The sequence below is a fragment of the Nocardiopsis synnemataformans genome (assembly GCF_965343085.1).
Classification (GTDB): Bacteria; Actinomycetota; Actinomycetes; order Streptosporangiales; family Streptosporangiaceae; genus Nocardiopsis; species Nocardiopsis alborubida.
This window is the reverse complement of the sequence record NZ_CBDRFA010000013.1, coordinates 29458-43818: the sequence shown is the minus strand read 5'-3', so window position 1 is coordinate 43818 and position 14361 is coordinate 29458. Positions and strand designations below refer to the sequence as shown.

Below are 14361 nucleotides of genomic sequence, written 5' to 3'. Positions count from 1 at the left end.
GGGCCACGGGCTCTGCCGTAGCCGCTCAGCAGCTGCCCGGCCCCCGCCACGGCTTCGGAAGGACCGGCCGGTTCAGCGAGGCGGCCCGTAGGTCAGGCGGCGTAGCGCCACCTCGGCTGGTCCGCGCACACCCCGGCGGCGCATGAGGTCGGCGAGCAGCACGGTGGTCAGCCACACGGCCACCGCGACGCCCACACCAACGGCCGGTGACGTCATGTGCAGGTCGAGCGTGTAGGAGGAGAACAGCACCGCCCACACGATCGACTGGGCCAGGTAGAAGGTCATGGAACGCTGTCCGAGCGCGGCCAGGGCGTCGGTCACCGGCCCCTCCCTGCCCGTGAGGCGAACGGCGACCAGGGCGATGAGCGCAGCGTAACCCAGAGCGCCCGCGTAGCCGCTCACCTGGTGCAGGGCGGTGGTGACCACGACGTCCCCGGGGGTGGCGTCAGTCCACACCCCCGCCTTGTCCAGGGCCAGGGGGAGACCGCCCAACGCGGCCAGGGGAATGCCCGCGAACGCGGTCGCGCGCAACAGCCGCAGGTGCTCGTGGGGCCGTTCCAGGAGTCGGTGCCGGGCCGCCAGGACGCCGATCAGGAACGGCACGAGGGTGCTGGCGAACATCACCACCGCAAGGACCGAGAACAGGGTCACACGGAAGAGGAGTTCGTCCACGAACCCGTCGGGCATCAGCGGCATGCCCTGACCCGTCACGGTGTCCTCGGCGGCGATCAGGGCGTGGACGGCCGTGGCCACGGGAAGCCAGGCCACCGCCAGGAGCACCAGGGTCCGGTCGCGCAGCCGCAGAACGCCCGCCAGGAGCAGCGTCACCAGGCCGTAGACGGCCAGGATGTCCGCGGGGAAGAGCAGCACCGTGTGCGCCAGCCCGAAGACGATCAGCCACAGGCCGCGTCGGCGCAGCAGGTCGCGGGTCCAGGGCCAGGCGTGTCCCTGCTCGCTGCGGCGGCGGTGGATCTGGGCCAGGCCGTAACCGAACAGGGCCGCGAACATGGGGTAGCTGCGCAGGTCGACGAACATGACCGTGCCCGCGGTGGTGATCTGATCCGCGGTGGTGGGAACGCCCTCGAGGCCGCCGATGAACACGGTGAACAGGTGCGTGTGGGCGAGCGCGATGAACAGCAGCATGACGCCGCGGGCCAGGTCCGGGGCCAGGGAGCGGCGGTCGAGCGGGAGCGGGTGGTCCGAGGCCGGGGCGGTGCGGGCCTCGGGTGTGGGCGTGTGGGACATGGTGGCCTCCGAAAGGGCCGTGGGCTCAGATGGACGGCGTACGCACCGAGGCACGCACCGGGGCGCACGTCGGAGCGACGCACTGCGCGTACATCGTACACACAGCACTCCCCCCGCTGTAAACCCTTGCCAGATAGCCCAGAAGCTCACTGTCGCCAGCGAACCGAACTAGTGCACTGATCTAGTGCACCAGGCATCGAAAGAGGCTCTTCGGGACGCCCCGGCGCCTTCGACGAGCCAACCCAAGCCTCCATCGTGCACTAGTACACTCGGGGGCAGCGAAACAGGGCCGAAGGGGGTCAGTGGTGTCCACGAGCGGGAAACGGGAGCTGCCGCCCTACGCGCGGGTCGTCGCCGACATCCGCGCGCGCATCGACGCCGGGGAGCTGCGGCCGGGAGAGCGGGTGCCCTCGACGAGGGAGATCATGCGCGAGTGGGGGGTGGCCATGGCCACCGCCACCAAGGCGCTCGTGGCCCTGCGCCAGGAGGGTCTGGTCGAAGCGGTGCGCGGGGTGGGGACCCTCGTGCGGAACGCGCCCGCCCCCGCGCCGGAGCCGCGAGGACCACAGCGGCAGCGGGAACGCCCGCGCCCGGCGGAGGCGGGAGAGCGCCACCCGGCCGCAGAGCCCGGTCTCACCAAAGAGGCCATCGTCCGGGCCGCGATCACCATCGCCGACGCGGAGGGCACCGACGGTCTGTCCATGCGCAGGGTCGCCACCCATCTGGGGGTGAGCACCATGGCCCTGTACCGCCACGTCACGAACAAGGACGCGTTGGTGACCGCGATGATCGACCAGGTCTACACGGAGCACGCCCTGCCCGAACCGCCGCCCGCCGACTGGCGCGGAGCACTCGAACTGGCGCTCCGGACAGAGTGGGGCATCTACCGGATGCACCCCTGGACCATCCGGTTGACCCCGATCGCCGGGGCGGTCCAGTCCCCCGGGCTGGTGCAGAACGCCGAGTGGATGATGAAGGTGATCACCGCTCAGGGGCGCTCACCGGACGAGGCCATGGCGATCCTCACCTTCCTGTCCGCCTACACCTCCGGCATGGCCCTCCAGGGCACACGGGCGGTGGTGGAGGGGTACGAGTTCGGGATGGACGCCGAGCACTGGTGGAGGTCCAGGGGCGAGGAGTTCCTGCGGATCGCCGAGCAGGGCCGGTTTCCCCTGACGTTCAGCATCTCGGGGCTACCCGACGTGCACGCGATCTTCGACCTCGGCATGCGACACCTGCTCGACGGGCTCGCGCCCCTGATCGAATCGGGAGGCTGATCTGCGAACGGGCGGCCTCCAGGCCCGACAGGCACACCTCGGCGAGCCCGCGAAGGGGTCTCGACGAGCGTCCCGCGAGCGCGCGGTGCGTGGCGGTGAGCGTGAGCGCCCCGGCGAGCTGGCGCACGTGGACATCAGGAAACTCGGCGACATCCCCGACGGCGGCGGCCACAAGGGGCTCGGACGCGTCCAGGGGCGCGAGAACCCCTCCGGTACGGGGTACACCTGAACACGGGGGACGCCTACCCGCACGACGCCGTGGACGACCACTCCCGCCTGGCCTACGGCGGGATCCCGGCCGACGAGAGGAACGGGAGGCGTTCCGAGGCGGCGGCATCACTACAATCACCACCGGTTCCACACCGCGATCGGCGGCCCTCCCGCCTTCCGCGGCACCAACCTCTCAGGTCAGTACACACCCAGTAGCGCCATGACGTTGGTGACGCGGCCGCTGTAGAGCCGCACCCCACCGGCGCGAAGGTCGGCTTTGAGGAGCTACCGAAGATGTCCCAGGGTCTGGTGCGGTACGCACCCGCGGTGAAAGACGCGAGGGTGCGCGGGGCGGTCTACCCTCGGCGGTCCCTGGTTCTGGTCGCCGGGGTACCCGGGGCCGGGAAGAGCACCCTGCTGCGGCGGCTGTTCGGTCTGCGCGGGGACGAGGACCGGACCGTGCTCACCGCGGACGGTGTGCGGGTGATCGACTCGCTACAGTCGCGGTACCGGCTGGGACCGCTGCTCGGCCGAATCCCCTACCCGCTGTGGCGCTGGGTGGTGCACGTACTGCACCTGGCCCGGGTGGCCGAGGCGTTACGCGGCGGCCCGGTGGTGGTGCACGAGTGCGGGACCCGGCGCTCGGTCCGCGTGCTGCTCGCCCTGCTCTGCCGACTCCGCCGGTACGAGGTGCACGTGCTGATGATCGACGCCACCCCGCAGGAGGCCCGGAGCGGGCAGGACGCCCGGGGGCGGCGGGTGACCGAGCGCAGCCACCGGGTGCATTCGCGGCGCTGGCGGCGGCTGCGCACGGCCACCCGGCACAGGCCGACGGCGTTCGCGCCGGGCGCGCGCAGTCTGCTCGCACTCGACCGGCGCCGGGCCCGGGAGCTGGCCTGGATCCGGTTCGGATCCCGCCCGGACGCCCGCGGTCCCCTGCACACTGCGGCGGAGCCGCCCCCTGCTCAGCTCGGACTCGTGATGTCCAGTACCTCGTGACACCGGCCGGTCGGCGCCGTCCGCCTGTACGCACGCCCGGCCGGACACCCTCAACGAAGAACAGCCGGTCCTCATACGGACGGTCCCGCCTCCGTGTGCGCGGAGTGCGGACGAGCGTTTCCCTCGACCCGGCTGTCGCGGAAAAGTGTTTGCGGCGGTGGTTGTGCCGTAGTACCTGTGAGAGCGTTCCGGAGGCAGGTTCGTTCCCACCTGGAGTCGTCGATGGCCGTTCGCCGCGTGGTGCCCAATATTCGGTCGGAGGCCGCGCGGGAGAGCCGGGAGTTCTACGGCCTACTGGGCTTCGAGGAGGTCATGAACCACGGTTGGCTCATGACGCTCGCCTCCCCCTCTGCTCCGGCCGCACAGGTCAGCTTCATGACCGCTGACAAGACCGGCCCCGTCATCCCCGACATGAGTGTCGAGGTGGACGACGTGGACGCGGCCTACGCGGCCGTGCGGGACAGCGGCGCGGAGATCGTCCACCCTTTGCAGGACGAGGAGTGGGGCGTGCGGCGGTTCTTCGTCCGCGACCCCAACGGCCGGGTGGTCAACGTACTGGGCCATCGCTGACAGCACCCCACACGCCCGACCAGGCCGGGGCCTCCTGTCCCTGACCGCTTTCACAGCCTCACGTGACCGTTCGGCCTTCTCTTCCGTGGAGGGGCGGGGATGACCCAGCAGCCTGTGTACGCATCCATCGAATACCCGGCCGTGTGTCAGGGGTGCGGCGGACGACTGGAGTGCCAGGGCGTCCAGGCCCTGGTGGACGGTTCCCTGCGATGGGATGTCGAATGCGTGTGCCGGACCTGTGGGTCCTCGATGGCGTCCTGTGGCAGTGCTCTCCCCGACGAGCTGCGGGACCGGATTCTCGACGAGCACGGCCCGGTGACGCTTCTCGTGGACGCGCCCGCCAGGAACGTCGCGATCATGCGTGTGCTGCGGGCCGAGCTCGGCATCGACCTCACCGACGCCAGAGCCGTGCTCGACCGGGTAGTGGCCGGTGACTACTCGGGAACCCTTCCGGAGGTGGAGCTCCTGGTCCGGAGGTTACGTGCGGCGGGGATCGAGGCCACGTCCGCCCAGTGCTAGAGATGTCGCGTGCGCGGAGTCCGGAGCCGGACGGGCGACGGTCAGCAGGTGTTCTGTGGTGCACCGGCGCAGGGAGTTGGTGTACGACTCCGCCGTCGGATCCGCGCATCCCGTAGACGCTTCCCCGGACACGACGCGGCGCGGGTCTTCGTTCCGGTGTTCCGCAACCCCGGGCCTCAGGTCCTCCACCTCGGGACCGGTCAGCCCGGAGAGGGTGTCGACGCGGTGGTCGGCATCGCCGTCCAGCCCGCCCCCGAGCAACAGTCCGTTGCCCGGGGGCGGTTCTGAATCCGCTGTGAGCCGAGGTGGACCCTACCGCCGCATCCTCAGGACGGGATGAGGGCCCATTCGGGCATCGGCGGGAGCGGAGCGATGCGGTAGCGCGGGGGTTCGGTGCCGTGCAGGTGGCGCACCAGGTAGTCCCAGGTCCGCCGCGTGATGTAGTGGTAGCGGCCCATGAGACTGTGGTCGACGCCTGGCACGAGGAGCATGTCGACATCGGCGTCGGCGTCGATGAGCGCGTCGACGAGGCGCATGCTCTGGTAGTGCAGCACGTTGTCGTCGAGCTCCCCGTCGATCAACAGGAGCTTGCCGCGCAGGTTGTCGGCAAGGTGCGTGTTGACCATGGCCCGGCGGTTCTCGGCGCTCGGCTCGCCGCAGAACTGTTCGGTCCAGAACGGCAGGTAGATCGAGAAGTCGTGGGCGCCGGTCCGCGCGACACCCACGGTGTAGAACTCCGGGTGGGTGAGCAGGGCACGGGCCGTGGCGAAACCGCCCCCTGAATCGCCGGTCATGGCCACTCGATCGGTATCCAACCAGGAGTGGCGGCGCCCCAGCTCGCGGATCGCGGCGACGTGGTCGGCCAACGCCGCCGACATGCCCAGGTCCCCCGTGTAGGAGTGATCCAGGAAGGCCTTGCTGCGCAGCGGGGTGCCTCGGCCGTCGATCGCGACCACGGCGAACCCGAGCGCGGCCAGTGCCTCGGGCTCGCCGGTGAACAGGTTCCCGAACGCCGGCGACGCCCGGTGCGTGTTGGGTCCGGGGTAGCAGTGGTCGATGACGGGGTAGCGCCTGGCCGGGTCGAAGCCGTGCGGTCGCCACAGCACTCCGTGGATCGGAGTGCTCCCGTCGGCGGCGAGGGTGTGGAACCGCTCGGGCGGACTCCAGCCCGCCGCTTCGAGCGAAGTGGTGTCCGGGGCCTCGAGTTCGACCAGGAGCAGCCCGTCGCCGTCGAGCACCCGAGCCTGCGGCGGCGTGGCCACGTCCGAGGCCCGGTCGAGGAGATAGCCGCCCTGCGGAGGACTGACCGCGTCGTGGTCGAGGTCGTCGTCGGTGAGCCGCACGAACCCGCTGCCGTCGAGGCCCACCCGGCAGATCTGTCGCACGTAGGGGTCGTCGGCGTGGAGTCCACATGCGACGAACCACACCTGGCGGCGGTCCTCATCGACCCACAGCACCTGGTGGACCAGCCACGGCCCCTCGGTGACCCGCTCGACCCGACCACCGTCGGCGGAGTAAAGGTAGAGGTGGCCCCAACCGTCGCGCTGGGACCACCACAGGATCTCCCCGGAGTCCAGTACACGCGTCACCGGAGAAAGGTGGAGGTAGGGCGAGGGGTCGACCCGGGTGCGGTCGGTCTCGGTGACCAGCGTCGTCCGCTCCCCGGTGAGCGGGTCGAGACGGCGCAGTTCCACGGTGCGCCCGTCCCTCGCCTGGTGCAGGACGTGGATCGCGCTGCCCCGCTGCCCCGTCCACCACCGCCGCGACAGGTTGTGGACCGAGAGGACCTCCGGGTCGCCCTGTTCGCTGACGACCTCTCGGGTACCGACGTCGAGCACGCGCCACGACACCGTCGCCTGGGCCTCGTCGTCGGGCATGGGGTAGCGGACGCGGTGTGCCACCGGCCGCCCTCCCCCGGGCGGAGCCGACTCCACCAGCACCTGTTCGGGCAGTCCCCGCTGGTCGATCCGGTGGGTGAGCAACCGGGTGGAGTCCGGTGACCACTCGGCCACGAGCGGCGAACCCAGGCCCTGCAAGGGCAGCGATACCTTCGAGGCGGCGTCGGGCAGGCCACCGTAGTCCCAGTCCGGCTCCGCGTCCTCGGTGAGCGCGAACTCCTGCTGACCGTCGCGGCTGCGCACCCACACGTCGCCCCCACGGCGGAACGCCACCCACGCCTTGTCCGGTGAGGCGAGCTCGCCCGGCCCTGCGGGGTGGTCGTCGTCGATCCGGGTACAGGACGAGGCGCGGTCCGACCACTCCCACCGGGTGTCGAACGCCGAGAAGCGGATCACGTCGGCGTCGCTGCCCGGGGGCTCGAAGTCAAGGGACGCCAGCGGCAGAGCGTCGGCCTCGACCGCGTGTCCGGAGCCCTGTGACAGCGCTGCCGCCAGACGTTCGTGGTCGAACGCGTCGCGTCTGGTGCCCGCCGCCGGATCGACCAGGACGTGTCGTGTCCCTGAGCGGTACCAGAACCGGGTGCCGTCGCTGGACCACTGCGGTGCGACGGCGGCCTGTGGTATGAGGCGGGCTCTGTACGGCGCGAGCATCTGCTCCGCGCGGGCGTAGTCGGCGGCGTCGAGGCGTGTTCGTTCAGCCGGATCGTTCACGGGGAAGCCTTCCGCTCGTGGTGCTTGGCGCCGCCCATGCAACAGGGTGACGTCGCGTCGGAGTCAAGGGACCGGTGAACGACATCACATGGAGGCCCGATTCTCCCGGGCCATGGCGAGGGACCGAGTAATCCGTGAGTAGCTTCGTGGGCGTTCCGAGGTCACGGATCAGGCGGACCCCGAGACACGTCGAACGGCCCCGGAACGCACCAGGGCCGCCCTGAGACCGGGTCAGCTCACACCCTCCGCCTGGATCCGCCCAACGGGACCGCCGCGGCCAGTTCGCCCTTCCTCGCGTGCGCGGGGCTCACTCGGCGTAGCCCTCCAGGGCCCGCGTGCCGCGCGGTCCATCCCCGCGTGCGCGGGGCTCACCTTAACGACCTGCGGAAACGCAGCCCGTTATCTCGCCGCAATCTAAGTTAAGGCGCGCCAACCACTCGGTTTCTGCTCAGCCGAGGTTCATCCTCACACAACGGACACACGGAATCCGCACTGGCATCTGACTCCTCAAGAGCTTCAAAGAGCGCTAACGGAAGCGTTGACAGCGGCACCAGCCCACCACTGTCAGCGCCCCGCTCACTGACCTCAGGCACAGCGCTCCATGACCTGGTCGTAGTGGCGCAGCATCTGCCGCGAGTCCCACCCGTTCAGCTCCATCAGGTCGCTCTCGGCCCCGCCGTTGTCCAATTAGCGGTGCGAGAAGTCGTGCCGGAAGCGATCCGGGCGCACGTGCGTCACGCCCGCCCTCGCAGCCCTGCGCTCGAAGAACTGCTGTAAGCACCGGTAGTGGTTGTTGACCCTTGTGCTGGCGATGGCGCAGCCGCACCAGCCAGGACCGCAGGTGCACCCGTCCGACGAGCTCCCAACCGCACAGGCTCGAAGCGCGGAATGTCAGCACTCTTGTCAGCGCCGGTGTACGACGCGGCGGCACCGTCGCGCCCGTCCTCGGGCGGACGGAGGTCAGCGTAGGCGATTGCTCTCGGGGCGGTCCGGCCGCCCCGGCGACGCGACTAGCCGAGCATCTTCCCAGGTCAGACCACATGAGAGCCAGCGAGGGGACTTGAACCCCTAACCTATCGCTTACAAGGCGATTGCTCTGCCAATTGAGCTACGCTGGCGGGCTGCCGCGACCGTGGTCCCGGCTGCGTCCCTCGGAAATGGTACCGGTTCAGATACCGCCCGGCCTACTCGGATACGCCGGGGCGGACGATTCGCCGCCCCGGCCGCCGCCTCCTCGGCTGACAGGCCCCTCCTCCCGCGTCGGCCGCACCACCCCCGCGCACCCGGATCCGGCAAAGAATCCGGAGAGACCCGCGGTGTCCGGTTGCCCCTCGCCCCCACCGGAAACCACAGGGGAAAGTGCCCCCACCCGGGGGCGGAGAGGTGGGAAGGACATGGCTGGCAACAGGGGTGTGGTGTACAAGGGCGCGGGCCGGGTCGAGGTCGAGGACGTCGACTACCCCGAGTTCGTCATCAAGGACGGTCCCGGGGTCAACCCCGCGAACGTCGGACGCAAGGTTCCGCACGGGGCGATCCTGAAGGTGGTCGCCACCAACATCTGCGGCAGCGACCAGCACATGGTGCGGGGGCGCACCACCGCGCCGGAAGGGTTGGTCCTGGGCCACGAGATCACCGGCGAGGTCATCGAGACCGGCCCCGACGTGGAGTTCGTCCAGGTCGGCGACCTCGTCTCGGTCCCGTTCAACATCTCCTGCGGGCGCTGCCGCAACTGCAAGGCGCGGCACACGGAGATCTGCCTGAACGTCAACCCCGACCGGCCGGGCTCGGCCTACGGCTACGTCGACATGGGCGGCTGGGTCGGCGGACAGGCCAGGTACGCGCTCGTGCCCTACGCGGACTGGAACCTCCTCGCCTTCCCCGACCGCGACCAGGCGATGGAGAAGATCCTGGACCTGACGATGCTCTCGGACATCTTCCCGACCGGCTACCACGGCTGCGTCACCGCGGGTGTGGGCGTGGGTTCGAGCGTCTACGTCGCGGGAGCCGGACCCGTCGGGCTGGCCGCCGCCGCGTCGGCCCGCCTGCTCGGCGCGGCGGTGGTGATCGTCGCGGACATGAAGGAGGAGCGGCTGGCCCAGGCCCGCAGCTTCGGGTGCGAGACGGTCAACGTGGCCGAGGGGGACCTGGCCGGGCAGATCGAGCGGATCCTGGGCGTCACCGAGGTGGACTGCGCGGTGGACGCGGTCGGCTTCGAGGCGCACGGGACGGGTGAGGGCGCCTCGCGGGAGGCTCCCGCCAGCGTGCTCAACACCGCGATGGACGTGACCAGGGCCGGAGGGTCCATCGGGATCCCGGGCCTGTACGTGACCGGCGACCCCGGAGCGTCCGACGAGGCCGCCAAGAAGGGTTCCCTGTCGGTCCGGTTCGGGCTGGGGTGGTCGAAGTCGCACGCCTTCTTCACCGGCCAGTGCCCGGTCATGAAGTACCACCGCGAGCTGATGGAGGCGATCCTCAACGACCGGGTGCGGATCGCCGAGGCCGTCAACGCCGTGGCGATCCCGCTGGAGGAGGCACCCGAGGGGTACCGGGCCTTCGACGAGGGCGCGGCCAGCAAGTACGTGCTCGACCCGAACAACTACCTCGGCACGCGCTGACGCTCGGGGAGGTCCAGGGCGCGCGGGCGACGACCAGGGCGTGGACGGACTCAGGTGCGTTCGGCGTCCGCACCGTCCCGGCTGGAGTCAGCACCGTCCCGCCCGGCGGCCCTCGCGTCCGCCGCCTGGCGCGGACGGGCGGCCGGGCTGAGGCACCCGGCGAGCACGACGAAGACCAGGGGCACGACCAGTGCCCCGCGCAGCCCGTACGCCTCGCCCAGCAGACCCAGCACGGGCGGCCCGACCAGGAAGGCGACGTAGCCGAGCGTCGCCACCAGGGAGACCCGGGCCGCGGAGTCGGGCCCGGAGTCCCCGGCCGCGGACAGGACCACGGGAAAGCCCAGGGAGGCGCCCAGCCCCCACAGGACCACGGCCGCCGTCGCCAGGACCGGGCTGTCGGCGGCCGCCACCAGCCCCATTCCCGCCGCCCCGGCCAGCGCGCTCGCCGCGAGCACGCGGGACCTGCCGAAGCGCGCCAGGAAGTATCCCCCGGCGAAGCGCCCGACCGTCATCGACACGGCGAAGACGGCGTAGACCATCGACCCCATGGCCTGGTCGAAGCCGTGGCCGTCGACCATGATCAGCGGAAGCCAGTCGTTGGCGGTGCCCTCGGCCAGGGCCATCGCGAGCACGATGACGCCGATCAGCATCAGGCGCGTGTCCTTCCACAACGCGCGTCCACCCTGTGTGGCCTGCTGGTCGGAGGCGCGCGGGAGCGCCCGGCCGGTGTCGGGGGGCAGGGCGCCGAGGGTCGCCGTCGCGGCTACCAGTGCCAGGACCCCGATCGCCACCAGGTGCCACGCCACGGGGAACCCGATCGCGGTGAACGCCATGCCGGTGAGGGCGCCGATCACGGTTCCCAGGCTGAAGAAGCCGTGCAGGCGCGGCAGCAGCGGTTCGGAGAGGGTCTGTTCGATGTCGGCACCCTCGACGTTCATGGCGACCTCGCCGCCGCCCATGCCCAGCCCGAAGAGGAACAGGCCCAGCGCGACGATGAGGGGGACCGACAGGGCCGCGCCCAGGCCGATGACGGGCATGCTCGCGATCACGGCGACGGTGCCGGCGACGATGACCGGTCGGGCGCCCAGGCGGGAGACGAGTGCGCCCGAACTGAGGATGCCGAGCATGGACCCGGCCGAGAGGCCGAACAGGACGAGTCCCATCTCGGCGGTGGAGGCCCCCAGCGCGTCGCGGATGGCGGGGGTGCGCGTGACCCAGGAGGAGATCCCCAACCCGGGCAGGAGGAAGAGGACGCACAGCGCGAGGCGCCGACGACCCATGGCGGTTCCCATGAGGAGCTCCCAGCGGGGCGAAGGTCAACAATGTGTACAAAAGTACACACTTTTGGGCGCGGACACCATGTCCCCGGTCGGGGGAGGCCGCGTACCAGAACGGAAGGCGGAGCGGCCGAGGCATCGGTGGGCGGGTCGACGCCGACCGGGGCGGCATCCTCCAGCCAGACCAGGAAGGACCGTACCCGCGAGGTGTGGGCACGGTGGGTGCGGGCATCCATCGGCGGGTGCGGGCATCCAGCAGCGCCCACTGGAGGACGGCGGCGCAGCCGTCGAACACCTCCGGGCAGACGGCCAGGGCTTCCTGGTGCGGTGGCGGCTGCGGTCCGCCCCCGGCACTCACCGAATTCCAGGTCCGGTGACGTGGAGCGACCGCGCACCGGGGGAGGGGACGTCCGGTACGGCCGGGTGAAAGGTGTCCGGATCGGCTCCCGATCTGTTTGTCTGGTAACCCGCGATCACCCCCTCGTCACGGCCGGAGACCCCCATGACGGAATCCGAACACCGCCCTCCCACGCCTCACACCGCTTCCGAACCCGAACCCGAAATCGAACCCGAGATCGAACCCGAGATCGGACCACACCCGCGCCAGGGACCCGACCCGCTCTCCACGGTCCTCGGCAACGCCACCCTGCTCGGTCTCGGCTACCTCCTGGCGCGCCGCCCCCGCCTGATGCTGGCCGCCTCGTCCACGGCCCTGGCTCTGGTCACGCTCTCCGTCCTGTTCCCGCATGTCACGGCATGGAGGGTCCTCCTCGCGCTCGCGTGGGCGGGTCCGGTCCTCCACGCGTGGCGGCTCACGCGCCACCCCGGCGGTGCCCCGGTCCCGCGCGGCGAAGCCGACCCTCCGCCGTGGCGCGCACGGGTGTTCATGGCCGTCTGCGTGCTCCTGGTCGTGATCGTGTGGCTGCGGCTGGACACCTGGGCGATCACCCGCGACGCCGAGGCCGCGCACGCCGAGGGCGACTGTGACCGCGCTCTGGCCTCCCTGCGATGGCTTGTCCCGGCGCACGAGCTCGCCTACAACTCGGTCGCCTCCCGCGGCGTCGAGCAGCGGCAGGCCTGCGAGCTGCTCTCCGTCGCCCTGACCGAACAGGACCCGTCGGCCGCGGCCGAGATGTTGGAGAAGTACCTGGCCGGACCCGGCGCGCTCTGGGACGGCGCCGGACCCGAACACGCCGAACGCCTGCTCGACGGGGTCGTGACGCACGCCCGGGAGCAGGAGGGAAGCGACGAGGCGCTGGACGGCCACGTGGCCTCAATGGCCGCGGTGGAGGACGCCTTCGCGCAACTGTCGACGACACTGCGCTCCACTCCCGGCCAGAGCGAACGCGCGAGCGCCGTCACGGAGTCGTTCCTCACTTCCCTCGACAGCGTTCCCCCCTGCCGGGCCAAGGAGATCGACGACTGGCTGCTCGCACAGACCTGGGAGGAACCCGAGCTGGCCCGGGCGACAGCGTCCCAGGCCGAGCAGGCGCCGGCCCGGATGTTCCACTGCGCGGACGCCCTCGGCGCGGCCCGGCCCGAAGCGGGGGCGTCGGCCCACCAGGAGTTCCTGACGGCCCACCCCGAGCATCCGCTGGCGGTGCGCTCGGCCGAGAGTCTGCTCGCCAGCGAGGAGTACTGTGCGCATCCGGCCGCCTTCCCGGGCGCGCCCGCGTACGAGGGGCGGGGACCACACGCGATGCGCCTGTCGGGGTTGGACCCCGACGAGTACGACTTTCCCGACTCCTGGCGCGCCGACACCGCCGAGGAGACGGTCCTGGCGGTCTGTGTGGAGGGCCCCGAACGGGGCGGATACCAGCAGACCTGCACCTACGAGCCGGGCGCGGACCAACTGCTGCTTCCGTTCACGGATGTGGCCAGCGTCGACTTCTACGCCACCGCGTTCACCATCCAGGCTTACGAGCTGCACAGCGGCGAGCTGGTGGAGGAGTACACCGAGGAGATCGGCGACCCCTGCCCCGACGAACTGGAGTACGAGACCTCCTTCCTCGACATCGTGCCCGGGGAGTACGACTCGGACTACTCCGCGGCGGACGTGCGGGGGATCTTCGATCGCCTCATGGACTGACTGCGCCGACGTCCGTCCCGCTCGTCCCATGGTGAGCGGGACCGACGTCGTCCGAGGCTGAAGGAAGAACCCGGATCCGACCACGGGGATCGGGTTCTACTGGCGCGTCACGGTGCCCAGGTGCGCGCCGTTGAGGTGGCTGACCCGGTCGCGGAGCCGCCGATCTTCTGACCGTCCCCCTCCGTGTCAGGCTCAGGACCGCACCGGACAAACACCACACCTCAAGTGCCAAAATGGTTCCCATGAGTAACGTCTACTTCGACATCACCATCGACGGCGCGCCCGCAGGCCGCATCGTCTTCACCCTCTTCGACAAGGTCGTCCCGAAGACCGCCCAGAACTTCCGCGAGCTGGCCACCGGACAGAACGGCTTCGGCTACGCGGGCTCCGGCTTCCACCGCGTCATCCCGCAGTTCATGCTGCAGGGCGGCGACTTCACCAACCACGACGGCACGGGTGGCAAGAGCATCTACGGCGCGAAGTTCGCCGACGAGAACTTCGACCTGAGGCATGACCGTCCGTACCTGCTGTCGATGGCCAACTCCGGCCGCAACACCAACGGCTCTCAGTTCTTCGTCACCACCGTCGTCACCCCGTGGCTCGACGGCAAGCACGTCGTCTTCGGCGAGGTGGTGGAGGGCCAGGAGCTCGTTGACAGGATCGAGTCCCTGGGCTCACCGTCGGGTGCCACCAAGGCCAAGATCGAGATCACCGCCTCCGGCACCGTCGAGGGTTGAACCGGACCCGTCATGCTGATGGGCCCCGGGCCGGCCGTGGACAGCCTTCGGCAAACAACCAGCGGGCTCGCCCGCAGATGACGACGAGCTGCCGCGATCCGCTACCGCACCTGGTGAGAGATAACCCTGGAGTTCGTCCGGCTGTCCGCTGCTTGTGACGATCGCCTGCTCACCTGCGGACCTGCCCTGATCCCCTCCCGACAGGGCCTGCGGT

Annotated in this window: 10 protein-coding genes, 1 tRNA gene and 1 pseudogene; 8 read left to right on the top strand and 4 right to left on the bottom strand. The window is 70.6% G+C overall.

Annotation, left to right across the window (positions count from 1 at the left end; translation table 11 throughout):
• Window positions 1-72: 72 nt before the first annotated feature.
• Window positions 73-1245: a DUF418 domain-containing protein gene (locus ACSIH6_RS09830; protein ID WP_435107922.1), complete on the bottom strand. Its 1173-nt coding sequence runs from the start codon at window positions 1243-1245 to the stop codon at window positions 73-75.
• A gap of 302 nt (window positions 1246-1547) precedes the next feature.
• On the opposite strand from ACSIH6_RS09830, the gene ACSIH6_RS09825 reads away from it, so the two are divergent.
• From ACSIH6_RS09825 to ACSIH6_RS09805, 5 genes and pseudogenes are all read left to right on the top strand, one after another.
• Window positions 1548-2522, top strand: coding sequence for a GntR family transcriptional regulator (locus ACSIH6_RS09825; protein WP_435107921.1), 975 nt, complete (start codon window positions 1548-1550; stop codon window positions 2520-2522).
• Between the two features lie 97 nt (window positions 2523-2619).
• Window positions 2620-2831, top strand: a pseudogene (locus ACSIH6_RS09820) (IS481 family transposase); the annotation flags it as partial.
• 195 nt (window positions 2832-3026) lie between these two features.
• Window positions 3027-3731: an AAA family ATPase gene (locus ACSIH6_RS09815; protein ID WP_435107920.1), complete on the top strand. Its 705-nt coding sequence runs from the start codon at window positions 3027-3029 to the stop codon at window positions 3729-3731.
• Between the two features lie 222 nt (window positions 3732-3953).
• Window positions 3954-4301: a VOC family protein gene (locus ACSIH6_RS09810; protein ID WP_435107919.1), complete on the top strand. Its 348-nt coding sequence runs from the start codon at window positions 3954-3956 to the stop codon at window positions 4299-4301.
• 99 nt (window positions 4302-4400) lie between these two features.
• Complete coding sequence (locus tag ACSIH6_RS09805) at window positions 4401-4820, top strand: hypothetical protein (RefSeq protein WP_435107918.1); 420 nt, start codon at window positions 4401-4403, stop codon at window positions 4818-4820.
• A 326-nt stretch (window positions 4821-5146) separates the two neighbouring features.
• Here ACSIH6_RS09805 and ACSIH6_RS09800 read toward each other — a convergent pair whose 3' ends face one another.
• A complete protein-coding gene (locus tag ACSIH6_RS09800; protein WP_435107917.1) occupies window positions 5147-7429 on the bottom strand; it encodes a S9 family peptidase in 2283 nt (760 codons plus the stop codon).
• A gap of 1045 nt (window positions 7430-8474) precedes the next feature.
• Window positions 8475-8547, bottom strand: a tRNA-Thr gene (locus ACSIH6_RS09795).
• A gap of 276 nt (window positions 8548-8823) precedes the next feature.
• Between ACSIH6_RS09795 and fdhA the strand changes: the two genes are divergently transcribed.
• Window positions 8824-10044 (top strand): formaldehyde dehydrogenase, glutathione-independent, encoded by a 1221-nt coding sequence (fdhA, locus tag ACSIH6_RS09790; RefSeq protein WP_435107916.1) that lies wholly within the window; start codon window positions 8824-8826, stop codon window positions 10042-10044.
• Between the two features lie 50 nt (window positions 10045-10094).
• Here fdhA and ACSIH6_RS09785 read toward each other — a convergent pair whose 3' ends face one another.
• Window positions 10095-11336: an MFS transporter gene (locus ACSIH6_RS09785; protein ID WP_435107915.1), complete on the bottom strand. Its 1242-nt coding sequence runs from the start codon at window positions 11334-11336 to the stop codon at window positions 10095-10097.
• 487 nt (window positions 11337-11823) lie between these two features.
• On the opposite strand from ACSIH6_RS09785, the gene ACSIH6_RS09780 reads away from it, so the two are divergent.
• A complete protein-coding gene (locus tag ACSIH6_RS09780; protein ID WP_435107914.1) occupies window positions 11824-13410 on the top strand; it encodes a hypothetical protein in 1587 nt (528 codons plus the stop codon).
• A gap of 242 nt (window positions 13411-13652) precedes the next feature.
• Window positions 13653-14147: a peptidylprolyl isomerase gene (locus tag ACSIH6_RS09775; protein WP_435107913.1), complete on the top strand. Its 495-nt coding sequence runs from the start codon at window positions 13653-13655 to the stop codon at window positions 14145-14147.
• The last annotated feature ends 214 nt before the right edge of the window (window positions 14148-14361 follow it).